At 68.5% G+C, this 22,384-nt stretch carries 20 protein-coding genes; 15 read left to right on the top strand and 5 right to left on the bottom strand.

All coding sequences use genetic code 11. The features are described from left to right. Positions 1-80: 80 nt before the first annotated feature. Entirely contained in the window at positions 81-716 is a 636-nt protein-coding gene (locus tag ACTU3I_RS09365) for a TetR/AcrR family transcriptional regulator (RefSeq protein ID WP_442925418.1), read from the top strand. 3 nt (positions 717-719) lie between these two features. On the opposite strand, the gene ACTU3I_RS09360 is transcribed toward ACTU3I_RS09365, so the two are convergent. Then, entirely contained in the window at positions 720-2,507 is a 1,788-nt protein-coding gene (locus ACTU3I_RS09360) for a glycoside hydrolase family 2 protein (RefSeq protein ID WP_442925417.1), read from the bottom strand. Then, complete coding sequence (locus ACTU3I_RS09355; protein WP_442925416.1) at positions 2,504-3,505, bottom strand: LacI family DNA-binding transcriptional regulator; 1,002 nt, start codon at positions 3,503-3,505, stop codon at positions 2,504-2,506. The genes ACTU3I_RS09360 and ACTU3I_RS09355 overlap by 4 nt, the downstream gene beginning before the upstream one ends. A 140-nt stretch (positions 3,506-3,645) precedes the next feature. On the opposite strand from ACTU3I_RS09355, the gene ACTU3I_RS09350 reads away from it, so the two are divergent. Genes ACTU3I_RS09350 through ACTU3I_RS09335 form a run of 4 tightly spaced genes read left to right on the top strand, consistent with a single transcriptional unit; the run spans position 3,646 to position 8,113 of the window. Beyond that, the gene (locus ACTU3I_RS09350) at positions 3,646-4,977 is read left to right on the top strand and encodes an ABC transporter substrate-binding protein (RefSeq protein WP_442925415.1); all 1,332 of its coding nucleotides are present in this window, start codon (positions 3,646-3,648) and stop codon (positions 4,975-4,977) included. 58 nt (positions 4,978-5,035) lie between these two features. Further along, positions 5,036-5,971, top strand: a complete 936-nt coding sequence (locus ACTU3I_RS09345) for a carbohydrate ABC transporter permease (RefSeq protein ID WP_442925414.1) — start codon at positions 5,036-5,038, stop codon at positions 5,969-5,971. Next, positions 5,971-6,861 (top strand): carbohydrate ABC transporter permease, encoded by an 891-nt coding sequence (locus ACTU3I_RS09340; protein WP_442925413.1) that lies wholly within the window; start codon positions 5,971-5,973, stop codon positions 6,859-6,861. Before ACTU3I_RS09345 ends, ACTU3I_RS09340 begins: the two co-directional genes overlap by 1 nt. A gap of 19 nt (positions 6,862-6,880) precedes the next feature. Further along, complete coding sequence (locus tag ACTU3I_RS09335) at positions 6,881-8,113, top strand: family 1 glycosylhydrolase (RefSeq protein WP_442925412.1); 1,233 nt, start codon at positions 6,881-6,883, stop codon at positions 8,111-8,113. 119 nt (positions 8,114-8,232) lie between these two features. Here the strand turns inward: ACTU3I_RS09335 and ACTU3I_RS09330 are convergent, their stop codons facing one another. Beyond that, a complete protein-coding gene (locus ACTU3I_RS09330) occupies positions 8,233-9,189 on the bottom strand; it encodes a lytic transglycosylase domain-containing protein (RefSeq protein WP_442925411.1) in 957 nt (318 codons plus the stop codon). 143 nt (positions 9,190-9,332) lie between these two features. After that, a complete protein-coding gene (locus ACTU3I_RS09325) occupies positions 9,333-9,896 on the bottom strand; it encodes a DUF4188 domain-containing protein (RefSeq protein ID WP_442925410.1) in 564 nt (187 codons plus the stop codon). Between the two features lie 69 nt (positions 9,897-9,965). Between ACTU3I_RS09325 and ACTU3I_RS09320 the strand changes: the two genes are divergently transcribed. Further along, positions 9,966-10,586: a MerR family transcriptional regulator gene (locus ACTU3I_RS09320; RefSeq protein ID WP_442925409.1), complete on the top strand. Its 621-nt coding sequence runs from the start codon at positions 9,966-9,968 to the stop codon at positions 10,584-10,586. An 18-nt stretch (positions 10,587-10,604) separates the two neighbouring features. Here the strand turns inward: ACTU3I_RS09320 and ACTU3I_RS09315 are convergent, their stop codons facing one another. Next, complete coding sequence (locus ACTU3I_RS09315; RefSeq protein WP_442925408.1) at positions 10,605-11,894, bottom strand: DUF222 domain-containing protein; 1,290 nt, start codon at positions 11,892-11,894, stop codon at positions 10,605-10,607. 390 nt (positions 11,895-12,284) lie between these two features. Here ACTU3I_RS09315 and rpsA point away from each other — a divergent pair, with 390 nt between their 5' ends. The 9 genes from rpsA (at position 12,285) to ACTU3I_RS09270 (ending at position 22,367) form a co-directional block, all read left to right on the top strand. Beyond that, positions 12,285-13,754 (top strand): 30S ribosomal protein S1, encoded by a 1,470-nt coding sequence (rpsA, locus tag ACTU3I_RS09310; protein ID WP_442925407.1) that lies wholly within the window; start codon positions 12,285-12,287, stop codon positions 13,752-13,754. Positions 13,755-13,984: 230 nt separating this feature from the next. Then, positions 13,985-14,896 (top strand): ABC transporter ATP-binding protein, encoded by a 912-nt coding sequence (locus ACTU3I_RS09305; RefSeq protein ID WP_442925406.1) that lies wholly within the window; start codon positions 13,985-13,987, stop codon positions 14,894-14,896. Beyond that, positions 14,893-15,705 carry an ABC transporter permease subunit gene (locus ACTU3I_RS09300; RefSeq protein ID WP_442925405.1) on the top strand — a complete coding sequence of 271 codons (813 nt, stop codon included), beginning with the start codon at positions 14,893-14,895 and terminating at the stop codon, positions 15,703-15,705. The genes ACTU3I_RS09305 and ACTU3I_RS09300 overlap by 4 nt, the downstream gene beginning before the upstream one ends. Positions 15,706-15,715: 10 nt before the next feature. Continuing rightward, positions 15,716-16,987, top strand: a complete 1,272-nt coding sequence (locus tag ACTU3I_RS09295; RefSeq protein WP_442925404.1) for a sensor histidine kinase — start codon at positions 15,716-15,718, stop codon at positions 16,985-16,987. Beyond that, entirely contained in the window at positions 16,984-17,646 is a 663-nt protein-coding gene (locus tag ACTU3I_RS09290; protein WP_442925403.1) for a response regulator, read from the top strand. The genes ACTU3I_RS09295 and ACTU3I_RS09290 overlap by 4 nt, the downstream gene beginning before the upstream one ends. A 142-nt stretch (positions 17,647-17,788) precedes the next feature. After that, positions 17,789-19,084 carry a sensor histidine kinase gene (locus ACTU3I_RS09285; RefSeq protein ID WP_442925402.1) on the top strand — a complete coding sequence of 432 codons (1,296 nt, stop codon included), beginning with the start codon at positions 17,789-17,791 and terminating at the stop codon, positions 19,082-19,084. After that, a complete protein-coding gene (locus ACTU3I_RS09280) occupies positions 19,081-19,782 on the top strand; it encodes a response regulator (protein ID WP_442925401.1) in 702 nt (233 codons plus the stop codon). The genes ACTU3I_RS09285 and ACTU3I_RS09280 overlap by 4 nt, the downstream gene beginning before the upstream one ends. Before the next feature lie 279 nt (positions 19,783-20,061). Further along, positions 20,062-21,267 carry an MFS transporter gene (locus tag ACTU3I_RS09275; RefSeq protein ID WP_442925400.1) on the top strand — a complete coding sequence of 402 codons (1,206 nt, stop codon included), beginning with the start codon at positions 20,062-20,064 and terminating at the stop codon, positions 21,265-21,267. Between the two features lie 218 nt (positions 21,268-21,485). Next, complete coding sequence (locus tag ACTU3I_RS09270; protein WP_442925399.1) at positions 21,486-22,367, top strand: formate/nitrite transporter family protein; 882 nt, start codon at positions 21,486-21,488, stop codon at positions 22,365-22,367. Positions 22,368-22,384 lie beyond the last annotated feature (17 nt).

The raw sequence follows: 22,384 nt of genomic DNA, 5'->3' as shown, positions 1-22,384 counted from the left end.
CGTTTCGGAAATGAAATGTTCCTGAACTCCCATGTCTCGCCCTGCGCTAGGGTGGAGCGCAGAAGCGAAGGAGGCATGCGATGGCGCAGCTCGAACTCGCCGAGGAGGTGGCCGGCCCCCCGCCGCGCCTCGGTCGGAAGCGTGACCACACGCGTGATGCCGAGATCTTGGACGCGACACTCGAGGTGTTGTCCGAGAACGGCTACGACGCGATGACGATCGATCAGGTCGCTGCGCGCGCACGAGCCGGCAAGGCGACGGTGTATCGCCGGTGGTCCTCGAAGGCGGAGTTGGTGATCGACGCCGTGGCCTGCATGAAGAAGACCAGGATCGATCTCGACAACCTGCCCGACACGGGAACGCTCCGAGGTGACCTGGTCGCGATGATTAAGCCGCCAACGCTCCAGGAGAGCGAGCGCCGGATGCACATCATGGCCGGCATCGTCTCGATGCTCTCGAAGTCACCGGAACTCGCGCATGCCGCGCAAGAGGCGATCGTCGCGCCGCGGCGTGCGGCGACCCGCGTCCTGATCCAGCGCGCGATCGATCGCGGTGAGATCCCCGACACGCCGCACCTCGACCTGATCTCGGGCGTCAGCAGCTCGATCGTGGCCAACCGCGTTCTCCTCGAACGCGCACCGGTGACACGTGAGTTCCTCGTGTCGATCATCGACGGTGTTCTGCTGCCGGCCCTGGGGGCGCGCGCCGAAGCCTGACGCTCAGGATCGACCGAGCACGGCCGCGCGAATGCGGTCGGGGTCCACCTTCGGCGATCGGTCGGCGTAGAGCAGACCGTTCGTCTCCTGCCCGGTATCGGTCAATTGCGTGTAGCAGAAGCCCACGATGCCGGATGCGTGCGCTGCCGCACTCAGCAGCGCGGTGACCCGCTCGGCGAACGCCTCAGGGTCGGGGGCCGTCGAGTAACCCCACTCTTCGTGCGACCCGGTGACCAGAGACACTCCGCCGAACTCGGTGAGCATGACGGCCGTTCCCTCCGCTTGCGCGCCGACCGACATCAGACGGCCCGCCGGGCCTCGGCCGGAGAGCAGCCGCGCCACGGCCGCGTGATCGCCGTAGCGAGCGGCGATGACAGCGGGGTCGGGCTCGTAGTCGTGCACGGTCGCGATATCCGACGCCGTATGCTCCCATCCGTCGTTCGAGATGACCGGTCGCGTGCCATCGAGCGCCCGCGTCAGATCGGCGATGGACCTGCTGAACGCCTGTTGGCGCGGGTCGTGAGCGATGTGCTGTACGCCCCAGCTCTCGTTGAGGGGCACCCAGACGACGATCGACGGGTGGGATGCGTCGCGCCGGATGATGGCGCTCCACTCCGCCACGAGATTCGTCATGGCGCGGGCATCGAAGGCGTACGCGCTCGCCGTCTCCGCCCACACCATCAGCCCGAGACGATCGGCCCAGTAGAGGAAACGAGGGTCTTCGGCCTTCTGATGAACGCGGGCCGTGTTGAAACCGAGCTCGAGGATCGACGCCACCTCTCGCCTGAGCATCTCGGGCGACGCCGCCAGGTGGGTCTCGGGCCAGTAGTTCTGCGCGAGCACGGCTCGGACCGATATCGGCCGGTCGTTGAGGAGGAGTCCCTCCGCCCCGGCTGCCACGCTGCGCATTCCCACGTAGCTGGCCACGGCATCCGTCACGTCGCCGTCGGCGGTGAGGATCTCGATCGATGCGTCGAGCAGGGTCGGCTGTCCCGGGCGCCACAGGAGTTCTTCGTACTGCTGACCGTTGAGCTGGCGGGGGATGACCATCCGCAGCGCGACGGCCGACCGGCCGAGGGCCGCGACCCGCGCCGCTGCCAGGAGTTCGCCCTCATGACGCAGGCGCACGTGGATCCAGGCGTCGGGCGGGAGGGTGCCCTCCACCTCGACGTCGAGCTCGACCGTGGCCGAGGGCAGGTCGGTGCGCCACGACAGGCGCTGGATCGACACGGCGGGCACGCACTCCAGCCATACGGGTTGCCAGATGCCCGTCGTCCGGTGGTACCAGATCGAGTGCGGCTTTTCCCGCCAGTCCTGTTTGCCGCGAAGCACCGAGACGTCGTGCGGGCTGTCCACGGCGCGAACGACCAGTTCGTTGGGCCCCATCGGGTCCATTGCCTCGGTGACGTCGGCGGTGAAGGGCGACTGTCCGCCCTCATGCGTTGCCACGAGCTGCCCGTTGACCCAGACCGTGGCTGACTGGTCCACGGCGCCGAAATGCACGAGCGTGCGGCGAGTCGGGTCCCAGCCGGCTTCGCGCAGCTCTTCCGGGCCGAAGTGACGTCGATACCAGACGCAGGGCAGGAATCCGGTTTCGTGGATCCCTGACGCCGGCGACTCGGGTGGGAAGGGTACCTGAATGGTCCGATCGAAGGCCACGCTGCCCAGCCGGCCTTCGAGCGCGTCGTCGCGCGCGAAGTCCCACGCGCCGGACAGGTCGTGCCAGGAGGCGCGGATCAGCTGCGGTCGGGGGTGGTTGCCACCATCCGAGGTGGCGTCGGGAATGGTCATTCCGAGGGTCCCTTCGTGCTGGCGCGGTGCGAGATCGTGAAGGACACGCTTCGGATACCCGGTTCGGCGTCCTCGAGGAGGAGTTCGATGGCGGTGCGCGCGAGGGCGGCGGTATCGGGAGAGACGGACGACAGGCTCGGCGTGGCGTACCGCGCCTCCTCGATGTCGTCGAAGCCGATGAGGGCCACATCACCGGGCACGCGCACACCGGCGGTCATGAGAACGTGCATCGCGCCGAGCGCGAGCAGATCGTTGAACGCGAACACCCCATCGGGCCGCAGATCCTCTTCCAGGATGCGACGCGCCGCAGCAGCCCCGTCCGCCCGGTGGAACTGGTCGACGGGCAGGACCAGGCGTTCGTCGAACTCCAGGTCGGCGTCCGCGAGAGCTCGTCGGTAGCCTTCCAGACGCAGCGTGGACGTCTCGTTCGGCCCCGACTCCTGGGCTCCGACGGCCGCGATCCGACGACATCCCAGGGAGATGAGATGGGTCGTCGCGGCATGCGCCGCGGCGGTGTTGTCCACCGTGACGTGGGGATAGCGGCTTTCCCCGATGTGTTCGCCGAGGAGGACGAGCGGGGTCTTGTCCAGACGTCCCTCGAGATCGCGGGCGGAGAGGGCGAGGGGGCTGAGGATGAGCCCGTCCATGACGGGGGCGTCCACGCCGTCCGTGATACGGCGCTCGGCATCGGCGGATCCATCCGTCTGGTTGATGAGGACGGTGATGGCTCGCTCCTGCGCGGCACGCACCAGTTCAGCGGCGAGCTCGGCGAAGTATGGCTGACTGAGCTCGGGCAGTGCGAGGCCGATCATTCCGCTTCGTCCGCTGCGAAGCTGTCGCGCCGCCGCGTTCGGCCGGTACCCGAGCTCGATCAGCGCATCGCGCACACGCCGGCGAAGGTCATCCGTCACCCCGCCCGTGCCGTTCACGACGTTGGAGACCGTTTTCGCGGACACGCCGACGTGGTCGGCCACGTCTTTCAGAGTCGTTCGCGCCATCCCTCGTCCTTCTGTCGGCGTGAGTACCGCGCCGCTCAGACTGGCACGGCAGCGTGTCTTGTTCAACGATTACCTGTTCATGTATAACGGTAGTCACTCGGTTGGTTCAACGTTGAACGAGAATTCGAAGGGGAAGAGTGATGAGATCACAGCACGCACCCACCACCTCATGGCGCCGCCGCCGGCGCAGCATCCTGATGGGCCTCGCGACGACCTCGGCGGTGGCTCTCGCGCTGTCCGGATGCGCGGGGCAGGGCTCGGGCGGCGGAGGCGACACGAACGCGGACGGGAAGATCGTCCTCGACTTCTGGAACGGGTTCACCGGCCCGGACGGACCCGCTCTGGAGCAGGTGATCGCGGACTTCAACGCGTCGCAGGACGAGATCGAGGTCAAAGCGAACATCATGCCGTGGGACACGCTCTACCAGAAAGTGCTCACGTCGGTCGCGGCGAAGGACGGCCCCGACATCATCGCGATGTCGGCGGCGCGCATGCCCCAGTTCGCGGATGAGGGCCTGTTCCTGCCGCTCGACGACTACTACGACGACGCCGCTCACGACACGGCGGCGCTCGCGCCGGCGGCGGTGGAGGCGTCGATCTACGACGGCAAGAACTATGGCGTGCCGGTGAACTTCACGCCCATGATGATGTACTACAACAAGGACCTCTTCTCCGCCGCCGGCCTCGACCCCGAGGCGCCGCCGACGACGTGGGACGAGTTCGCGGCGATGGTTCCCCAGCTCACGGTGGACGAGAACGGCGACGGCAAGCCCGAGCAGTATGCCATCGCGCTGGGCGACCACGAGACAGTGCCGATCTTCCCCTCGCTGCTGTGGGGCACGGGCGGCAGCATCGTGTCGGACGACGGCGCGACATCGACGCTCGGAGATCCGGAGTCGATCGAGGCGCTCGATTTCTGGGTCTCGCTGGTCCGTGACCAGAAGGCCAGCCCGATCGGGCTCAACGGCGCAGATGCCGACAAGCTCTTCCAGACCGGCAAGGCCGCGATCGAGATCGTCGGGCCCTGGATGACGACCGGGTTCGACGAGGCCGGATTGAACTTCGGTCTCGCGAAGCCCTTCGCCGGCCCGGGAGGCGAGAACGTTCTGGCCGATGTCGTGGCGATGGGGCTGCCCTCGAACGCGAGCGACGATGTGAAGAACGCCGCCTACGAGTTCTTCGCGTACTGGAACTCGGCCGAGGGCCAGATCACGTGGTCGAGCGGGTCGGGTTTCCCTCCCACCCGCGCCGACGTGGCGGATCAGGTGACCGAGAGCCCGTATCCGGCCATCTTCGGCGCGGCAGACGTCGTCGACAGTGCCCAGGTGCTGCTTCCGGGCATCGCCGCCGGCGGCCCGATCCTCGAGACCGTCTTCACCCCGGCACTCCAGCGCGCCCTGAACGGCGAGGGAACCGTGGAGGAGATCTTCACCGCGGCCTCCGACCAGGTACAGGCTGAGCTGGACAAGTAGCAGATCACCCATCGGGGGGCGGGTCGCGTCATCCGCGGCCCGCCTCCCTGGAGACTTCATGACCACCACCGTCGCCCCCGCCGCTTCGTCGCGTCCGTCGCGCCCTCGTCGTCGGCGTAACGTCGCGGCCCGTCGCTCGCGCACCGCCTGGCTGTTTCTCACCCCTGCCCTGCTCGTGCTCGTGGCCTTCACCCTCTACCCGATGGTGCAGGCCGTGTGGCTCTCACTGACGGACTACAACCTCATCCGTGCCGCGGAGTTCATCGGCCTCGCCAATTACGCCGAGCTGTTCCGCGACCCGGCATTTTGGAACGCCTTCGGCAACACGGTGGTGTACGCGCTGGTCGTCACCCCGGTGACGGTCGTCCTCGCGCTGTTGTTCGCCATCCTGCTCAATCAGAGGTTCGCCGGACGGGCGTTCTCGAGGACGGCGATCTTTCTTCCGTTCATCGTGTCGCTCGGCATCATCGCCATCGCCTGGGCGTTCCTCCTCGACCCGAACATCGGCCTCCTGTCGTACTGGCTGGGGTTCGTCGGGATCGTCCCCGAGCAGGGATGGCTCTCCGATCCTCGCTATGCGATGGCGGCGGTGATGGTGGTCGGGGTGTGGAAGAACGTCGGGTTCTACATGGTGATCTACCTGGCCGGACTGCAGTCGATTCCCGGGGACGTCTACGAGGCCGCTCGTCTGGATGGCGCAGGACCCTGGCAGCGCTTTCGCAGCATCACCCTTCCGTTGCTGTCGAACCAGACCCTGCTGGTCTCGGTGCTCGCGCTGATCGCGACCCTCCAGGCGTTCGATCAGATCTACGTGATGACCCGCGGCGGCCCGTTCTTCCGCACGGAGACCCTCGTGATGCTGATCTACCGTGAAGGCTTCCAGGATCTGCGTTTCGGCTACGCCTCTGCCATCTCCTTCGTCCTGCTGATCTTCGTGTTCATCCTGTCGATGATCCAGTTCGGCTACCTTCGCCGGAAGCAGGTGACCTACTGATGGCCGTCACAACCGTGCTGACCTCGAGCAGCGCGCCGGAGGCGTCTCGACCGCCACGCGCACCTCGCCGCACCGGCCCGCGGGCGGCGACAGTGCTGCTGACCGTGACGTCGGTGCTGATCGGTCTGCTGATGCTGCTGCCGATCATCTGGATGGTGTTCACGGCGTTCAAACCGGAATCCGACATCGTCTCGTACCCGCCGACGCTCTGGCCCCGCGAACTCACTCTCGACCACTTCGTCGAGGTGTGGGAGCGCATCCCGTTCGCGCGTCTCTACGTCAACACGATCATCTTCGCGGGGGGAGTCACCGTCATCTCCCTGCTCTTCGACTCCATGGCCGCGTACGCGTTGGCGCGGATTCCCTTCCGAGGGCGCGGGATCGTCTTCGTCGGCATCCTGCTCCTGCTGATGCTGCCGTTCCAGGTGACGCTCATTCCGCTCTACGACATGCTCAACGGGATGGGGCTGACGAACACCCTCCCGGGCATGATCATCCCGCGGATGACGAACGCCTTCGGCATCTTCTTCCTCACCCAGTTCTTCTTGTCGTTGCCGAAGGATCTGGAAGAGGCAGCGCGCGTGGACGGGGCATCGGAGTGGCGCATCTACTGGGGCGTCATCCTTCCACTGGCCAGGCCCGCGCTGCTCACCCTCGGCCTGTTCCACTTCCAGTACAACTGGAACGACCTGCTCTGGCCGCTCGTGATGTCGTCGTCGGTGGAGAGCTCCACCCTCCCCGCGGGCCTGGCTCTGTTCATGGGTCAACACGTCGTCGAGTACGGCCTTCTCATGGCGGGATCGCTTCTGGCGCTTCTTCCCGTGATCATCTTCTTCCTGCTCATCCAGCGCAGCTTCGTCGCGGGCATCGCCACGACGGGGCTCAAGTGAGACCGAAACGAGAGGCACCGTGAGCGACAGTCCGTGGTACCAGGAGAACCGAATGCGCTACGGCGTCGGCATCGAGGACACCTTCATCCCCCAGGAGCGCGTGGGTCATCGCAAGCTCGACGAGTACGAGTTGACGCAGCACTACCGGTATTGGCGCGAGGATCTCGAGCTCGCCGCCCAGGCCGGTGCCGAGTTCATCCGATGGGGCGTCCCGTGGTACCTGGTCGAGCCCCGCCCTGGCGAGTTCGACTGGTTCTGGCTGGACGAGGTGACAGCGGTCATGCGGGATCTGGGGCTGCGATGCATCGTCGATCTGATGCACTACGGCACGCCGCTGTGGCTGGACAACTCCTTCCTCAACTCCTCCTATCCGGAGCGGGTCGCCTCGTACGGGCGCGCGGTCGCCGAGCGCTACCGCGACGTGTGGACGGACTACACGCCGTTGAACGAGCCGATCGTCAACGCCGAGTGGTGCGGTCAGAACGGTGCCTGGCCTCCGTACCTGGTCGGAGACGACGGATTCATCCGTGTGCTCATGCAGCTGGCGAGAGGGATGGTGCGCACGCAGCAGGAGATCGCCGCCGTGCATCCGGACGCGACCTTCGTGCACGTCGATGCGGGTTTCCGCTACGAGGGGGACACCTCACCGCTGCCCCGCGAACTGCTCGAGGAGCGGCGCTTCGCCGCGCTGGATCTCATCACGGGGCGGATGCACCGTGACAGCGTGGTCGGCGAGTGGCTGGTGGCGCACGGCGTGACCGAGAACGACTTCGAGTGGTTCCGGACGAATGCCGTGCACCCGGATGTCATCGGGGTCAACTACTACCCGCACTTCACCACCGTTCGCATGGTCGACGGGACCACCACACCGGTGAGCGCCGGTACGGCGGGTCTTCGCGACCTCGTGACCGCGTATTCGGCGCGGTACGGGGGGCCGCTCGCGGTCACCGAGACCTCCCTGATCGGCTCGGTCGAGGAGAGGATCGCCTGGCTGCGGCAGTCCTCTGCCGAGCTGAACGACCTTCGCGCAGAAGGGCATCCCATCGTCGGCTACACGTGGTTCCCCTTCTTCACGATGGTCGACTGGCTGTACCGATTCGACGCGAAGACGCCCGACGAGTGGTTCTTGTCCTTCGGGCTCGTGGACCTGGTGCGCGCCGCCGATCAACGGCTGGAACGTGTCCCGAACGCGGGGTTCGAGCAGTTCCGATCGCTCGCGCGCGGCGCCCGCGACGATGCGATCGGCGGGTGACCGTCGGTTCCGCGCAGGACTGCAGCTGCACTCTCCGCACGCCCGGCCACCCGCCTCGTTCATGACGAAAGAGCCCCCTCGCACCCGAGGGTGAGAGGGGGCTCGCAAGCTGACGCGGGTCAGTACCAGCCGACGTTGACCGAGTGGTCCCAGGCGCCGCACGGCGTGCCGTAGCGTCCGGAGATGTATCCGAGACCCCACGAGACCTGGGTCGCGGCGCTGGTCTGCCAGTCGGCACCGGCCGAGGCCATCTTGCTGCCGGGAAGGGCCTGGGGGATGCCGTACGCGCCGCTCGGGTTCGCCGCGTTGACGCGCCATCCGGACTCTTTGTTCCATAGGGAGACGAGGCAGCTGAACTGGTCGTCGCCCCATCCGCGTGCCGCCAGCATGCCGCGCGCGGTGGCCTGCGCACCGGCGGGGCTGTTGTCTCCGGTGCCGGCGGGCACGGCGGGAAGGGGAGCCGAGCTCGCGCTGCTCGAGGCTTTCGCGGCCTTCGCCGCAGCGGCGGCCGCCTCGGCCTCCTGTCTCGCCTTCTCCGCGGCAGCCTCCTCCTCGGCCTTCTTCTGGATTGCTCCCTCGAGCCCGCCGCGCAGGGCGCTGACCCGGGTGTCGACGGAAGCCACCAGCTCGGCCACATCCTCGGTGAGGGCGGGGACCAGGGGAGCGGGAAGAACGTCGGCGTTCTCGAGCTTGTCGGCGGCAGCCTCGAGGGGGGCGATGTCGACGGTGGGGTTCGGGTCGCCGACGTCGAGACCCGATGCGGCGATCTCGCTGGTCACCGCGACCGCGGCCTGCACCGAGGCGCCGGCGGCAGCGACGGCGTCCTCAGCCTCGGTGATCTCGGGTGCTGCGGACGGCTCGATCTGCGTCGCCACGCCGTACGAGGCGAGCGCGAACGTCGCGGTCGGTGCGGCCGAGGCGACAGGCGCAGGCGTGGGAGCGGTGGCGCTCATTCCCAGGGTGCAGGCTGCGGCCACCGCGAGTCCTCCGACCACCAGGATCGGGCGCCGACGCGTGCGGCGCTGGGCTTCGCGGCGAGTGCGACGAGTGGAGACGGACGACGTGTTCGAGCGCATGGATTCTGGTTCCGTGTCGGGGGGATTCGCCGTCGGGACGACGCATCGGATCCGCGTTCGGCGGACACAAATCCCTAAGCCTGGCAGCCGTTACCTGAGCGTTACCTGGGCGGCTGTGGATAACCGCGGACACGGCGGCCCGATCAGCGCAGGGTTCTCGCCCCCGTGTTCCCGCGCTCGACCACCGGCTGAGCCTCTCCCGGCTGCTCGTCATCGCGTCCGGATGCGGGCGTGCGCCCGTCGACGAACCGATCGCGCGCGTGCGTATGGGAGGCGGCCACGGCCACGAGCTCGGTCGCCTTCGGCAAACCCATCGGCTTCGTCGACACATACATGCTCTCGGCGCGTTCGACTAGGAACGTCTCGTGCCACACGCCGACGACTTCTGGCGCACTCCGCGCCATCCTGTTGAATCGCGTCCACGCCGGTCGATGCCTCTGCGTGGGAGAGGTCGCATAGTCGTACAGCTTGTCGATGGAGGACCAGTACTGCACGATGTACGGCCCGCCGGCGCCGAGCAGCAGCTCGTAGCTGAGCATCCCCGAGTCGCGGTCGGCACTGAGCTCGCGCAGCATCGGCGGCATGGCGGAGAAGACGGGAATCCATAGGTCGGGGCGCCACCACTTGTTGATCTGCATGCCGATGTGGAAGACCACCAGTTCTCCGCTGTACCGGTGCGTCATTCGTCCACGAATCACCCGCGCCATGGCTCACTCCTCTTCGATAGTCCCGCTATCTAGAATGGATAGTGGTACTTTCGAAGTCAAGAGGTGCCCATGAGAATCTCCGAGCTTTCCGCCGAGGCAGGCGTGCCGGTCGCGACGATCAAGTACTACCTGCGCGAGAAGCTCCTGCCCGAGGGGCTGCGCACATCCCCAACACAGGCGGCGTATGGCGCTGTGCATGTGCAGCGGCTGCGCGTGATCCGTGCCCTCGTCGAGTCGGGCGTCAGCATCGCGGAAACCCGGAAGGTGATCGCCGCGCTGAATGCGCCACCGTCCAGCCCCTACGAACTCCTGGCAGTCGCACACGCGGCGGTCGCGCCGGAGGTGGAGGAGGGGATCGACACTTCCGCCGCCCTCGACCTGTTCGTCCGGCTCGGCGGCAACCTCGAGCGGTACGATGCGACTCAGCTCGCCGTGCTGGCCCGTGCGTTGCGGACGGTGGAGCGATCGGGCTTCTCTCTGCCGCCGGAGGTACTCGACGCGTATGTCGTCGCGGCACGACAGATCGCCGAGGCGGAGACGGCCGGCATCCCGACCGAATCGCGCGATTCGGTGGTGCGCTACGTCGTGCTGGGGACGGTGATGGCTGAGCCGGTGATCCTCGCATTACGGCGCATGGCGGAGCAGGTCGTTGCGGCTGAGCACTTCGGCGGGCGCGCCGAGAGCGCGTGATCCGCGATCTCTCGCCGCTCAGGCGACCCGGAACACGGGCACACGTCGCTCCGGCCGGGTGATGTAACGCCTGCCCAGGGGTGAGATCCATTCGATCGCGCCGTCGTCGCCCTCGACGGGCTGGATCGTCCACCCGCCATGGTGTTTGAGCGTGTGGTGCCCGGTGCAGAAGGGGTTGAGGTTGGCGAGTTCTGTTCGACCGCCTTCCGACCAGGGGATGCGGTGGTCGATCTCGCACCGTGAGGCGGGGGTTCCGCACCCGGGGGCCATACATCGGTCGGCTCGCCATTGCACGAGTTTCCTCAAGGCTGCCGGGGGTTTGTACTTCTCGCGGCCGACGGAGAGGACGATCCCGGTCTCGGGGTGGGTGAGGATCCGCGTCCACCCGTCGGCGTTCGCGCAGAGTTCGCGCGCTCGTGAGATCGGGATCGGTCCGACTCCTTCGACCACGGCGGGTTCGCTGCCCGCGGCGTGGTCGTCGTCGAGGAGGGAGAGGGCGGGGACGGTCACCGCGACGCGCGCGCGGATGCCGCGAGCTGCGTCGGGGTGGGCGTCGACGGTGCCGTCGATGATGAGGTCGGCGAGGATGTCGGCGCGCAGCTGGTCAAGGGTGCGGGTCTCCCCGTCGGCCGCGGCGAGCACTTTCGCCATCGCGGTGGCGCGCTCGTAGGCGGCATGGGCCTCCACGGCCGGAATGTACGTCATCAGCCACGCCATCCCATCGAACCCCGCCTCCACCGCTACCCGGCGGGTGGCGATCGCGTCCTGATGCCGCTGCTCCAGCGCCGCTGCCCGGACGCTGTCGACCAGGGTGCGCAACCGCCTGCGGAACGCGCCCACCGGGAGGGTCTCAGCCAGCTCCACCGCCCGGGGGATCACCCCATCACGCAGGTGGGGTTCGACGGTGTCGACGAGCTCGACGAACACGTCCGCGTGCCGCTCCGTCGTGCCCGCGCGAGCGAGCAGGGCCAACATCCCGGGATACCGGCCTACGAGGGCCTCGGCCGTGACCAGCAGCCGGTCCGCGGCGTACTCGGTGATCTGCAACGCCGCTGCCAGCTCCAACCGCAGCGAACGCTCGACGATCTCCACCTGCGCGCCCCGGAACACCGTCGAGTCGCGCAGCGCGTCCTGATGCATCGCATCCACCCGCACGAACCGCTCGGCCGCGAGTACCGACATCATCGTCGACACATCCGTCACCAGATCCAACGGATCCAGGAAGCCCGCGTCCCAAGGCGCCTCATCCCACCACGTGGCATCCTCGTCCCGCGTCTCTGCGGCCGACGCGATGCCCGCTGTGCTCATACCTCAAGTATAGAACAAATGTTCGAGAAACACCAGAAGCCCGGTGACACATCCGCAGGGAGCCGCGCCCGTTCGGGGGAACATTACGCACCGCCCCGGCGTTTGATAGCATCAGGTGTCACTCGTGTGGCTCGTTCTGCACGCCCGGCCTGCGCCGAGGGTGACATCGCACAAAAACAATCCGCTTCGCTTCGGCTCGCGCCGGCTTGCGTGACGGAAGCTGTCAGTCCCTCCGATACGTTCAGGGACCGGCCCCAGGCAGATCCGCACGGATCACGTCGAAAGGTCGGGAATCCGCGCGTCAGGGGAGCGGCCGCTCCGGAGCCGAGTCGGCATCCCGATCCGGGGGAGTCGAAGCCCGACACCAACCCAACTAGGACAACCCACTACATGACTACCGCAACGACCGCCCCGGCCACCAAGCAGGTCGCGATCAACGACATCGGATCTGCCGAAGACTTCCTGGCCGCGGTCGAACTGACCTTGAAGTTCTTCAACGACGGCGACCTCATCGAAGGAACCGTCGTGAAGATCGACCGCGACGAGGTCCTCCTCGACGTCGGCTACAAGACCGAGGGTGTCATCCCCTCGCGCGAACTTTCCATCAAGCACGACGTCGACCCCAACGAGGTCGTCAACGTCGGCGACCACGTCGAGGCGCTGGTTCTCCAGAAGGAGGACAAGGAAGGCCGCCTCATCCTGTCCAAGAAGCGTGCGCAGTACGAGCGCGCGTGGGGCGACGTCGAGAAGATCAAGGAGAACGACGGTGTCGTCACCGGCTCCGTGATCGAGGTCGTCAAGGGTGGTCTCATCGTCGACATCGGCCTGCGTGGCTTCCTGCCGGCGTCGCTCATCGAGCTGCGTCGCGTCCGCGACCTGACGCCGTACCTCGGCCAGGAGATCGAGGCGAAGATCCTCGAGCTCGACAAGAACCGCAACAACGTGGTTCTCTCGCGCCGCGCGCTGCTGGAGCAGACGCAGTCCGAGTCGCGCTCGAACTTCCTCAACAACCTCCACAAGGGCCAGGTCCGCAAGGGCACGGTCTCGTCGATCGTCAACTTCGGTGCGTTCGTCGACCTGGGTGGCGTGGACGGCCTCGTGCACGTCTCCGAGCTGTCGTGGAAGCACATCGAGCACGCCTCCGAGGTCGTCGAGGTCGGCCAGGAGGTCACCGTCGAGATCCTCGAGGTCGACCTCGACCGCGAGCGCGTCTCCCTGTCGCTGAAGGCGACGCAGGAAGACCCGTGGCAGGTGTTCGCCCGCACGCACGCGATCGGCCAGATCGCACCGGGCAAGGTCACCAAGCTCGTTCCGTTCGGTGCGTTCGTCCGCGTCGCGGATGGCATCGAGGGCCTCGTGCACATCTCCGAGCTGTCGGGCCGTCACGTCGAGCTCGCCGAGCAGGTCGTGTCGGTCGGTGAAGAGGTCTTCGTCAAGATCATCGACATCGACCTCGAGCGTCGCCGCATCTCGCTGTCGCTCAAGCAGGCCAACGAGTCGGTCGACCCCTTCGGCACCGAGTTCGACCCGGCCCTCTACGGCATGGTCACCGAGTACGACGAGCGCGGGGAGTACAAGTACCCCGAGGGCTTCGACCCGGAGACCAACGCCTGGCTCGAGGGCTTCGACGAGCAGCGCGAGAAGTGGGAGCAGGAGTACGCCGCTGCTCAGGCTCGCTGGGAGGCCCACAAGGCCGCCGTCGCCAAGGCCCTCGAGGCCGAGGCCAACGCGCCGGCTTCGGAAGTCTCCGGCACGTCCACCGGTGGTGGCGGGTCGTACTCGTCCGAGTCGGCCTCGGCCGGCACCCTGGCCGACGACGCCGCCCTCGCCGCTCTGCGCGAGAAGCTGTCGGGTCGCTGATCTCGTACCGCTGAAGCGGGCCGGAGCCTTCGGGTTCCGGCCCGCTTTTTCGTGCGTTCGGCGCACGCTCCCCGCTCTCGGCACAACGGGGACGGAGCACCATTCCTCGTGGCTCATGGCGCTCCGCGCCGCCCGTCCCGGGCCTGTCATCCCGGGGGACGACGACGGCGACGGATGACGGCACCGGGGGTGGATGCGGGGCCACGACGGCGGTCCGTAGCGTCGGGGACATGATCACAGCAGAGAGCCTCACGAAGAGGTTTGGAGACAAGACAGCCGTCGACGACGTGTCCTTCACGGTCGCCGCGGGAAGAGTCACCGGATTCCTCGGCCCCAACGGTGCCGGCAAGTCCACCACGATGCGGATGATCGTGGGACTCGACCGCCCCACGGCGGGTCGCACCACCATCAACGGCAGCGACTACCGAAAGCTTCGGGCGCCCCTCACCGAGGTCGGGGTGCTGCTCGACGCGAAGGCGGTCCACACCGGCCGATCGGCGCGCAACCACCTCCGATCGATGGCGGCCACCCACGGGATCCCGCGGTCGCGCGTGGACGAGGTCATCGGGCTCACCGGGCTCGAGTCGGTCGCCGGCAAGCGCGCAGGCACCTTCTCGCTCGGTATGGGGCAGCGCCTCGGCATCGCGGCGGCGCTCCTGGGCGACCCTCACACCGTCATCCTCGACGAGCCGGTGAACGGCCTCGACCCGGAGGGCGTGCGATGGGTGCGCCAGTTCGTCCGGCGCATGGCGGCGGAAGGACGCACCGTGCTGCTGTCGAGCCACCTGATGAGCGAGATGGCGCAGACGGCTGACCACGTCATCGTCCTGGGCCGCGGCAAGCTGCTGGCGGATGCTCCGCTGCCGGACCTCGTACGGGCCTGGACGACCCAGACCGTGCGGGTGCGCAGCCCTCGCGTCGTCGAGCTCGCGGCGGCGATCGCGGGTCCGGCCGTCGAGATCGTGACGACGAGCCCCGAGACGCTCGACATCGTCGGAGTGCCTGCCGCCCGCATCGGTGACCTGGCCGCGGAACGCGGCATCCCCATCCACGAACTCACGCCATCGACGGGCTCGCTCGAAGAGGCGTACCTCGCACTCACCGGGGAATCGGTCGAGTACCGCACGAAGGAGATCTCATGACCACTGTGACCGCTGCCGCACGCGTGCGGACGTCCACTCCGACCACCTACCGCCTGTCCTTCGCGCGCTCCCTGCACAGCGAATGGATCAAGCTTGCGACGTTGCGTTCGACCTGGTGGTCGATCGCGTTCGTCGGGGTGATGACGGTCGGGATCTCGTTGCTCATCGCCTCCTCGGTGGGCGGAGACGAATTCACGGGCATCCAGGCCGTCACGATGCCGACGCAGTTCACGATGCTGCTCGCCGGCATCCTCGGTGTGATCGCGGTGACCGGCGAGTACTCCACCGGCATGATCCGCTCGACGCTCGCGGCCGATCCCATCCGCGGTTCCGTTCTCGCGGCGAAATCCGCCGTGGTCGCGGCGCTGATGTTCGTCGCCTCGCTGGCGATCTCGCTGATCGCGGCCGTCGTCGTGACCCCGATCCTCGGATCGGGCGGCGCCGGCATCGACTGGAGCTCGTTCGATGCCACCTTCCGGCCCCTCCTGGGTGCGGCGTTCTCGATGTCGGTGTTCGCACTCATCGGAGTGGCGTTCGGGTTCCTCCTCCGCAGCGGTGCGGGTGCGATCGCGGCAACGGTGGGGCTGCTTTTCGTCCTCCCGATCGTGGTCAACATCTTCCCGGCCGAACCTGCCTGGCAGTGGATCCACGATCTGAGCAGCTACCTGCCGATGTTCGCGTCCTCTTCCTTGACCGCCACGGCCGAGGGTGCCGCCCTCTCCGCCCCGGTCGCCTTCCTCGCCCTGGGAGGATGGGTCGCGGCGGGCATGGCCTCGTCGTGGGCCGTTCTGCGGATGCGTGACGCGTAAAGTCGACGCCGTGTCATCCGCGCCCAGCCGCAGCTCGTCCTCGCTCTCCGAGGAGGAGCTGCGGCTGCCGCGCGCGCCGGGGATGATCCGGCAGTTCTGGGCGCGGCACCCCCTGTTCGCCGACATCCTCATCGCGACTGTCGTGCTTCTCATCTCGCTGATCTCGGCCGGGCCCTTCACGTCCGGTCCCGACACGTCCGACCCTGATGTGACGCTGGAATGGTCGACACTCGTGCCGTTCGCGACGGTCGTCGCAGGGTGCGTCCTGCTCGTCTGGCGTCGGCGCTGGCCGGTCACGGTGTTCGCCGTCGCGGTCGTGAGCTCGGCCACGTTCCTCCTCGTCGCCCCCGGTATCGGCAGCCCGCTTCTGCTCGTCGCCTCCTACTCGCTCGCGGTCTACCGCTCGGCGCGGAGCACGTGGATCGGGCTCGGTGCGGCGATGGCCGTCCTGCTGCTGGTGGCGGTCCCGGTGACGGTCAACGGCCTCGCGCCGATGGGGACCATGTTGAGCGCGATCATCGGCGAGGCGGTGCTGGCGCTCATCGGCGCGCTCATCGGCATCAACGTCGGCAACCGGCGTCGCTATCTCACCGCCATCATCGACCGGTCGCGTCAGCTTCTCGTCGAACGCGATCAGCAGGCTCAGCTCGCCGCCGCGACCGAGCGCGCCCGCATCGCGCGCGAGATGCACGACATCGTGTCGCACTCGCTCACGGTGATCGTGGCCCTGTCCGAGGGGGCCGCCGCGACGCCCGATCGGGAGCGTGCCCGTGCGGCGATGGATGCGACCGCGACGACCGCGCGAGGTGCCCTCACCGAGATGCGCGCGATGCTGGGGGTGCTGCGCGACAGTACAACGGCCGCTCCGTTGACGCCGATCGAGCCGGTCTCGCCCGAGACGACGGTCGCCACCGCGCAGCACGCCGGGTTCCCGGCGAGCTTGACGGTGACGGGAACGCCGGTCGTCTCCGACGCGGTCCGGTACGCGATCGGGAGGATCGTGCAAGAGGGGATGACGAACGCCATGCGCCATGCACCCCGTGCCGCCTCGATCGCGGTGCGCATCGAGTACGCGGATGCGCGCGTGACGGTGACCGTGCGCAACGACGGTGTGTCGGGGGTGCCCGCGCTCGGCGGGTTCGGCATCCGCGGCGTGCAGGAGCGCGTGACGCACGTGGGAGGAACGATGATCTCGGCGCCGGAGGGCGACGGCTGGTGGATGCTGCGGGCGGTGCTGCCCACCGGGGCGGGCCCGAGCGAACCGGGAGGGGAGCAGCGATGAGCGAGCAGATCCGGATCCTGTTGGTCGACGACCAGCAGCTCATCCGCGTGGGCTTCCGCCTGGTCCTCGAATCGGAGCCCGACCTGGTCGTCGTGGGGGAGGCCGCCGACGGCGCGAGCGCCGTGGCCGAGGCCACGCGGCTTCGTCCCGACGTGATCCTCATGGACGTGCGGATGCCCGGCGTCGACGGTATCGCCGCGACCGAACGGATCGTGACGGCGACGCCGACCGCGAAGGTGATCGTGCTCACCACCTTCGACCTCGACGAGTACGCGTTCGGGGCGATCCAGGCCGGCGCGAGCGGCTTCCTGCTGAAAGACGCCCAGCGTCAAGAGCTCACCGGCGCCGTGCGGGCCGTGCACGGAGGCGACGCGATCCTCGCGCCCCGGGTGACCCGCCGCATCCTCGATCACGTCGCCTCCCGCCTGCCCCACACTCCCGCCGGCAGCGACCCTGCCGCCCACCTCACGGAGCGCGAGCTCGAGGTCTTCGAGGCGATGGCGCGGGGGCTCACCAATGCCGAGATCGCGCAGCAGCTGTTCCTCGGCGAGTCGACGGTGAAGACGCACGTGGGCCGCGTCCTGGCGAAGGTCGGCGCACGAGACCGCGTGCACGCGGTCATCCTCGCCCATCGCTGGGGCCACGCCACCCTCGACTGAAAGGCGGATGCCGAACTGCGCTGTCGATCTGCCGAGGGCGACAGGCGCAGCGAGCGACGTCATCGCACGGCGGTGGAGGGACGTCATCGCACGATGACCGAGGCGTCCAGGGTTCGGGCCGGGTTCTGACAGCATGGCGCGCATGCATTCCCCCCATCCCCCTCGACCCGCGCGCCGCGACGGCGGCGACCGGCAGCCACCACCGCTGTACGCCAGCATCCGGCCGGGGGTCGTCTTCGTCGCCATCGTCTTCGTCACCACCCTCGCGCAGGTGCTCGTCGATCCCATCGCCGCTGCGCTCCTCGGTGCGCAGGAGTGGCCGCTGCCGATCCCCGTGGGCGCCACGCTCGCCCTCCTCATCACCGGCTGCGCGCTGCAGTCGAGCAGCCTGCTCCTCAGCCGCGTGTCGCCGGGGGCGGCGACAACGCTCGCCGTCCTGGTGTACCTCGCGCTCCTCTTCGTCCTCGGCGCGCCGTTCTGGCTCTTCAGCATGCAGCTCGTGATCGCGCTGTCGCTGTTCCTCCTGGCCGCGCGCACGTCCGGGCCGTCGGCTCTCACCGGGTGCGCCCTGGTCATCGTCACCGGCGCGGGCGCGCCCTACGCGTGGTCCTCCTCGGTCGGCGCCGACGGTGCGGTCCTCGCCGGATTCCTGCTGTCGCACGGCCTCGGGCTGGCTGCCTCAGCCACCGGGGGAACGGCACTCGGCGTGTGGTGGGGAGCGCAGACGCGACGGGTCGAGCAGGCCCGGGACGAGGCCGATCGCGCTCGCGTCGAACACGAGGCGCGCATCGCCCGTGCGCGGGCGGTCGAGCGCGCGCGCATCGGGCAGGAGCTGCACGATGTCGCCGGTCAGCATCTGGCGGGCCTTGTCACGCTCGCGGATGCCGCGGTCGCACTGGCGGCCGATCGACCGAGCGATGCCCTGGACCTCGTGCGGGAGGTGCGTGAAGAAGGCCGGTTCGCCGCCGCGAGTCTCGGGGGAGCCTTGGCAGATCTGCGCGCAGCGGATGCCGATCCCCTCGAGGAGACACGAGATCTGCGACACGCACCGGAGCTGGTCCTCTTCTGGCGGCGGCGCGGGATGGACGTGTCACTGCGCACCGACGGCGAGATCACCGATCTGCCCGTCGTGGTGTCGACCACCGCGTACCGTGCTGTGCAGGAAGCCATCACCAACGCCGCCAAGTACGCTCCGGGTGCGTCGGTGGCCGTGGCGATCGCCCGCGAGCGGAAGCTGCTCCAGGTCGTGGTGGAGAACGGGCCACGGCGCGCGGATGCCGAGGATGTTCCCGGCCTCGGGCTGGGATGGGGGATCGACGGCATACGCGAGCGCATCGAACTGCTCCGAGGCGAGGTCTGGGTGGGGGCCACCGGCACCGGCGGCTGGCTCGTGCGCGTGCGGGTCCCCATCGCACCGAGTGCAGGCTCGACCCGATGACGGTGCCGACACCCCCCATCCGGGTGCTGATCGCAGACGACAATCGGCAGGTGCGCAGGGGGCTCCGCCTGATGCTCGAGCACGCGGACGGCATCCACGTCATCGGCGAGGCCTCCAACGGCGCGGACGCGGTGGCCGCCGCGCGGGCGGAACGCGCTCAGGTCGTGCTGATGGATCTGCAGATGCCGGGGATGACGGGTCTCGACGCCACGCGGGCTCTTGCGCGCCTCGCGGCAGAAGAGAGTGCGAGCGCGCCGGCGGTCATCGTGATGACGAGCTATTCCGTCGACCAGTACGTGCTCGACGCGCTCGACGCCGGCGCCGCCGGCTACCTCCTCAAGAGCTCCGACTCCGACCTCGTCGTCCCTGCCATCCGCGCCGCGGCACGGGGGGATGCCCTGGTGTCGTCGCGCGTCACCGCGCCCGTGCTGGCCGAGCTCAAGCGTCGTCGATCGTCGGCGCCGGATGACGGCGAGACCGCGCGGCTCGCGCCCGCCGAGCTGCGCATCGTCTCGGCCCTGGTCGCCGGCATCACCCGCAACGAAGAGATCGCCGCGCACCTGCATCTGTCGGTTCACACCGTGCGCTCGCAGGTGAAATCCGCGCTGCGGAAGCTGCAGCTCGGGGATCGGACGCAACTCGCACTGTGGGGGGTCCGCAACGCCGACGCCCTCGGTGACGATCGCCCGAAAGGGTGAAATCACACGGGTGAACGCGGCGATGAGGACGCCGACGCCTCCGCGAGGTCTCGCTGCACGACGCGGGAACGGGCGCACCTCCGCTCCGGCACGGCCGGCTGTGAGCGCGACGAGGAGCCGGACGTGCCGACACAATGGCTCGAAGGGGAGGCGGATCCGCGCCTGGGGGGAGGCCGCGGATCCGCCACCCGTCCCCGTGCTCGTCGGGCACGCGTCGCAGGATCGGCGTGGCGCGGCGTTTCGGGACGACGCGGCCGCCCGTGCCCGTACCGTGGGAGGGTGAGTGGCTTCACCGGACACCTGCACGGAAGCCGCGACTATCGGCGACTGCTCGCCGGCCTCTTCTTCGCCGGGATCGCGACGTTCGCGCAGCTCTACTCGCCGCAGGCCGTACTGCCGTTGATCGCCGACGACCTCGGCGTGCCGCCGGCGACGGCCGCCCTCTCGGTCTCGGCGTGCACGCTGGGCCTCGCGGCCGCCGTGCTCCCGTGGTCGATGGTCGCCGACCGCATCGGGCGCGTGCCGGCGATGGCCATCGGCATCGTCGCGGCCACGGCGCTCGGTCTCGCCGCCCCCCTGGCGAGCGAGATCACGCTGTTCCTGGCGGTTCGTGCCGCCGAGGGATTGGCGCTGGGGGCGGTGCCGGCGGTCGCGCTGGCCTACCTCAGCGAGGAAGTCGACGCGGGTCACGCCGCCGCGGCCGCCGGAAGCTACATCTCCGGGACGACGGTGGGCGGGCTGGCCGGCCGTCTGGTCGCAGGCCCGGTGGCCGACTTCGCGCAGTGGCGCACCGGGCTGTGGGCGGTGGCCGCGCTGTGCGCCGCATCCGCCGCGCTGTTCCTGTGGCTCGTGCCCCGGGCGCGCGGATTCGTCCCGCGGCGGGACCTGACCGAGCGCGGCCCGCGCATCGCCGCGCGGCTCGCCGTCAACCTGCGGTCGCCGGTGCAGCTCGCCCTGTACGTGCAGGCGTTCCTTCTCATGGGCGGGTTCGTCGCGGTCTACAACTACCTCGGTTTCCACCTCACCGAGCCGCCGTTCCTCCTGCCGGCGTGGATCGTGACGCTCATGTTCCTCGCTTATCTCGCCGGAACGGCGTCGTCGCCGTGGGCGGGCTCGCTCACCGCCCGGTACGGCCGCATGCCGGTGCTCCTGGGCTCCATCGTTGTGAGCGTGGCAGGACTGGCGATCATGTTCATCCCGGCGGTGGCGGCCCTGCTGGTCGGTCTCGTCGTGTTCACCGCCGGGTTCTTCGCCGCCCACGCCGTGGCGTCCAGCTGGGCCCCGGTCTCCGCGCGCTCCGACACGCGCGCGCAGGCGTCGTCGCTGTACTACCTGGGTTACTACGCCGGGTCGAGCCTGTTCGGCTGGGCGCTCGGATGGGTGTTCGCCGGAGCCGGATGGGGCGGCTTCGTCACCGTCGTGATCGCGATGTTCGCGGTGTCGGCGGCGGTCGCCGTGCTGGCGCTGCGCCGCGCCCGCGCCTAGCGAGCGAATCCGCGTCGCCCACTTGCGTGAATCGGTGGCTAAGACGCGCGATTCAGCAGCCGATTCACGCAAGTGGGCGGATCTCACAACCGCGCGAGGGCGAAAGAGAGGGAGAGGTAACGGAACGGGCGCGTCGAAGAGGTCGGGGTGAAACATCCCGTCCCTAGCTTCGAAGTGCGCGGCGATCGGCCCGCGTCCCCGATGCGAAGGGATTCCCCGTGACCTACGTCAAACCCGCAGAGCTCATCGGCACCGTGATCGACGCCGGCGCGTCCAAGGTGCTGCTGTCCACGAAAGACACGCTCATCCGCTCGATCATGGGTGGCGCGCTGCTGTGCATCGCGGCAGCCTTCGCCGTGACCGTGTCGGTAACCACCGGCATCCCGCTCCTGGGAGCTGTGCTGTTCCCCATCGGCTTCATCATGCTCTACCTGCTCGGCTACGACCTGCTCACCGGTGTCTTCGTCCTCGCACCGCTGGCATGGCTCGACCGTCGCCCCGGCGTCACGATCGGCGGGATCCTCCGCAACTGGGCCCTGGTGTTCGTCGGCAACTTCATCGGCGCCTTCACCGTCGCCGTCCTCATGGCCGTCGTCGTGACCTACGGCTTCTCCGTCCCGCCCAACGAGGTCGGCGAGGCCATCGGGCACATCGGCGAGGGACGCACCGTCGGGTACGCCGAGCACGGTGCAGCGGGCATGCTCACGCTCTTCATCCGCGGCGTCCTCTGCAACTGGATGGTGGCGACGGGTGTCGTCCTGTCGATGATCGCGAAGGACGTCCCGGGCAAGGTGATCGCGATGTGGATGCCGATCATGCTGTTCTTCTTCATGGGGTTCGAGCACTCGATCGTCAACATGTTCCTCTTCCCCTCGGGCCTTCTCCTCGGCGGCGATTTCACGCTGTGGGACTACCTCATCTGGAACGAGCTGCCCACCGTCCTCGGCAACCTCGTCGGCGGACTGGCGTTCGTGGGTCTTCCGCTGTACTTCACCTACGCACGATCGAGCTCCCCTCGCACCCCGCGCCGTCGCCGCGTCGCTCCGGCGACCGACGCGAACCCTGCGACGGCGGTCGAGAAGACGCCGGCCGCGGTCTGACGAGGGAGCGCACCGTG

Source organism: Microbacterium sp. RD1 (assembly GCF_052220165.1).
Taxonomy (GTDB): Bacteria; Actinomycetota; Actinomycetes; order Actinomycetales; family Microbacteriaceae; genus Microbacterium.
The sequence above is the reverse complement of the archived record's forward strand: the minus strand, read 5'-3'. Positions and strand labels throughout refer to the sequence as shown.

Coding starts and splice junctions, on each gene's coding strand:
- ACTU3I_RS09365 (WP_442925418.1), top strand. CDS start 81: ATGGCGCAGCTCGAACTCGCCGAGGAGGTGGCCGGCCCCCCGCCGCGC.
- ACTU3I_RS09360 (WP_442925417.1), bottom strand. CDS start 2,507: ATGACCATTCCCGACGCCACCTCGGATGGTGGCAACCACCCCCGACCG.
- ACTU3I_RS09355 (WP_442925416.1), bottom strand. CDS start 3,505: ATGGCGCGAACGACTCTGAAAGACGTGGCCGACCACGTCGGCGTGTCC.
- ACTU3I_RS09350 (WP_442925415.1), top strand. CDS start 3,646: ATGAGATCACAGCACGCACCCACCACCTCATGGCGCCGCCGCCGGCGC.
- ACTU3I_RS09345 (WP_442925414.1), top strand. CDS start 5,036: ATGACCACCACCGTCGCCCCCGCCGCTTCGTCGCGTCCGTCGCGCCCT.
- ACTU3I_RS09340 (WP_442925413.1), top strand. CDS start 5,971: ATGGCCGTCACAACCGTGCTGACCTCGAGCAGCGCGCCGGAGGCGTCT.
- ACTU3I_RS09330 (WP_442925411.1), bottom strand. CDS start 9,189: ATGCGCTCGAACACGTCGTCCGTCTCCACTCGTCGCACTCGCCGCGAA.
- ACTU3I_RS09325 (WP_442925410.1), bottom strand. CDS start 9,896: ATGGCGCGGGTGATTCGTGGACGAATGACGCACCGGTACAGCGGAGAA.
- ACTU3I_RS09320 (WP_442925409.1), top strand. CDS start 9,966: ATGAGAATCTCCGAGCTTTCCGCCGAGGCAGGCGTGCCGGTCGCGACG.
- ACTU3I_RS09315 (WP_442925408.1), bottom strand. CDS start 11,894: ATGAGCACAGCGGGCATCGCGTCGGCCGCAGAGACGCGGGACGAGGAT.
- rpsA (WP_442925407.1), top strand. CDS start 12,285: ATGACTACCGCAACGACCGCCCCGGCCACCAAGCAGGTCGCGATCAAC.
- ACTU3I_RS09305 (WP_442925406.1), top strand. CDS start 13,985: ATGATCACAGCAGAGAGCCTCACGAAGAGGTTTGGAGACAAGACAGCC.
- ACTU3I_RS09300 (WP_442925405.1), top strand. CDS start 14,893: ATGACCACTGTGACCGCTGCCGCACGCGTGCGGACGTCCACTCCGACC.
- ACTU3I_RS09290 (WP_442925403.1), top strand. CDS start 16,984: ATGAGCGAGCAGATCCGGATCCTGTTGGTCGACGACCAGCAGCTCATC.
- ACTU3I_RS09285 (WP_442925402.1), top strand. CDS start 17,789: ATGCATTCCCCCCATCCCCCTCGACCCGCGCGCCGCGACGGCGGCGAC.
- ACTU3I_RS09280 (WP_442925401.1), top strand. CDS start 19,081: ATGACGGTGCCGACACCCCCCATCCGGGTGCTGATCGCAGACGACAAT.